Genomic DNA, 2,689 nt, shown 5'->3' with positions numbered 1-2,689 from the left:
CCTCGCCGACGCGCTGGCCCCGGCCCGGGCCGAGCGGGCGGTGCTGTCCCCCGAGCTGGAGACCATGCGGGACCGGGCCTGGCCCCCATCGGCCACACGGTGACGGTGCGCCCCGCCGTGGGAAAGACCATCGACGTCGCCCTCACCCTGACCCTGGAGGGGAGCCTGACCTGGGAGGCCGTGCGCCCCGACGCCGAGGCCGCCCTCCGGGCCTACTTCGCCGAGCTGGTCCAGGGCTGGGCGGACGCCTCCGGCCTCACCGTGCGCCTGAGCCAGGTGGAGACCCGGATGCTGGACATCCCCGGCGTGCTGGATGTGCAGGGGACCCGGCTCAACGGCGGGTTGGCCAATGTGACACTGGAGGAGGAGGAGATCCCGGTGCTGGGGGTGATGAGCCATGGCGCTTGAGTCCTATTGGCCGGAGTACCTGCGGGAGCTCCGGGAGTTCCAGGCGCTGGCCGGGGCGGAGGAGCCTGAGCTCACCGCGGCGGGGGCCGCGCTGCGCCGCGCGCCGGACGACTTCTACACCGCCACCCTCACCGACGCCGGCTGCGCCCGGTGGGAGCGCCTGCTGGGGCTCCCGGTGGTCCACGGCGGAGACCTGGCCCAGCGCCGCTTCCGCATCATGACCCGGATGAACGAGCAGCGGCCCTTCACCATGGCGCGGCTGGGGGAGATGCTGCGGGGCCTGTGCGGCGAGGAGGGATTCACTCTGGCGCTGGACGGGGCGGACTTCCTGCTGACGGTGCGCCTGGCCCTCACCGCCCGGCAGATGCTCTCCGACACGGCCGCCCTGCTGGACCGGGTGGTCCCGGTGAACCTGACGGTGGACCTGTCCCTGCGGTACAACCAGCATCAGACGCTGCTGGGCCGTACCCACGCCGCTCTGGCGGCGTATACCCACGATCAACTGAGAAATGAGGTGCTTGCAAATGGCGGCTGAAACAGCCAATTACGGGCTGAAAAAGCCCGGCGCAGAGGATTTTTACAACATTGAGGACTTCAACTGGAACGCCGACGTCATCGACGCGGAGCTGGCGAAGCGGGCGGAGCTGGGGGAGGACGGAAAGGTGCCCGCCGCGCAGCTCCCGGCCATGGATTTTGACCCGGCGGGCAGCGCCGCGGCGGTGCAGACGGCCCTCTCCGGCCACACCGGGGACAACGTCCGCCACCTCACCGCGGCGGAGCGGACGGCCTGGAACGCCAAGGCCGCCGGGGATCACACCCACACGGCGGCCCAAGTGGGGGCGGTGCCCACGACCCGGAAGGTGAACGGCAAGGCCCTCAGCGCGGACGTCACCCTGGCAGCGGCCGACGTGGGGGCGGCGGCGGCCAGCCACAGCCATGGGGCGGGTGACATTGCCTCCGGGACGCTGGACGCCGCACGCATCCCCGATCTGGTGGCCAGTAAGATCACTTCCGGGACGCTGCCTGTGGCACGGGGCGGTACGGGGGCGGCCAGCCTGACCAGCGGCGCGGCGCTCATCGGGGCGGGCACCGGCGCAGTGACCACCCGCGCCATTAAGGACAACACCAGCGCGTCCGCCGCTCTCACAGCGAGTTCCGCCCTTGTGACCATGAACACACTGCGCTATGCCCTCAATCGCACGACGGGGCCCGGGGCGGCGGACACCAATTATACCACTGCCATGATGCGGGCCATCCAGGCCAGCACCACGGACCTGACCGCCGGAAGCTCCAGCCTGACCAGCGGCGTCATCTACCTGGTGTACGAGTGAGGTAAGCAGAAACGGGGACCCCACCGCGCAGGCGCGGCGGGGAGAGGAGGAGCACCGGAATAAGTGAGCTCTGCCGCTTGCGGCGGAGCGAAGGATATGGAGGTTGCGACGACGAAATGGCAAAACGAGTCTATATCGGCGTGGGCGGCAAGGCCCGCAAGGTGAAGAAGATCTATATCGGTGTGGCAGGAGTCGCCCGCAAGGTCAAAAAGGCGTACATCGGCGTGGGCGGCGTGGCCCGGCCCTGCTGGAGCGGGGGAGAGTTGTCCTACTACGGGACGGCTGCGACCTTGACAAATTCCATAGCGTATCATGCCGGAACATCAGTTGGGAACTACGCTTTATTTGGAGGCGGTTACTACCACCCGTCCGCTGCAACCTATTCTACAGTGAATGCCTACAGCAATGCTTTGACGAGAAGCACGCCAACTGCGCTAAGTACAGCGAGATATTATCTCGCAGCGGCATCGGTCGGAAATTATGCCCTGTTTGGAGGCGGCCGGCCTGACAGCTCTGCGGTCGACGCATACAGCACCTCTCTGACCCGCAGCGTGCCGACGGCCCTGAGTCAGGCAAGAAGGCAGTTGAACGGGGCATCAGTTGGGAACTATGCGTTGTTTGGCGGTGGACTTTATTCCAATTCCGGCTACTCGAACGATGTGGACGCTTATAATGCATCGCTTACGAGAAGCCTTCCAAGCGCTCTGGGCGAGGCCAGATACAATCTCGCAGCGGCGTCGGTCGGGAACTACGCCCTGTTCGCCGGGGGTGCGGCATATGACGACGGTGCATACAGCAGCAGTTATTTGGACGCCTATAATGCCTCGCTGACAAAAACCAGCAAAAGCCTTGGCATGATTACCAGCCGCGGTTCATCGGCATCCGTAGGCAGCTACGCATTATTTGCGTATGCGCCTGGAGCTAAAGTTCAATCCGTCAATACATCGCTC

Annotated in this window: 3 protein-coding genes and 1 pseudogene; all 4 read left to right on the top strand. The window is 66.1% G+C overall.

Annotation, left to right across the window (positions count from 1 at the left end):
- Positions 1 to 408 (top strand): annotated as a pseudogene (locus ABUA09_RS18225) (baseplate J/gp47 family protein); the annotation flags it as partial.
- Entirely contained in the window at positions 398 to 943 is a 546-nt protein-coding gene (locus tag ABUA09_RS18220; RefSeq protein ID WP_075705224.1) for a putative phage tail protein, read from the top strand. The pseudogene ABUA09_RS18225 and the gene ABUA09_RS18220, both read left to right, overlap by 11 nt.
- Positions 933 to 1,739: a hypothetical protein gene (locus ABUA09_RS18215; RefSeq protein WP_349949626.1), complete on the top strand. Its 807-nt coding sequence runs from the start codon at positions 933 to 935 to the stop codon at positions 1,737 to 1,739. The genes ABUA09_RS18220 and ABUA09_RS18215 overlap by 11 nt, the downstream gene beginning before the upstream one ends.
- Before the next feature lie 116 nt (positions 1,740 to 1,855).
- Positions 1,856 to 2,689: Kelch repeat-containing protein (locus ABUA09_RS18210; protein WP_502880793.1), on the top strand; the 834-nt coding region annotated here is incomplete at its 3' end.

Origin of the sequence: Intestinimonas sp. RTP31139st1_F5_RTP31139_211217, from assembly GCF_040226735.1 — a bacterium.
Taxonomy (GTDB): Bacteria; Bacillota; Clostridia; order Oscillospirales; family Oscillospiraceae; genus Intestinimonas; species Intestinimonas butyriciproducens.
Note: the sequence above shows the minus strand (reverse complement) of the source record. Positions and strands in the feature narration are given on the sequence as shown.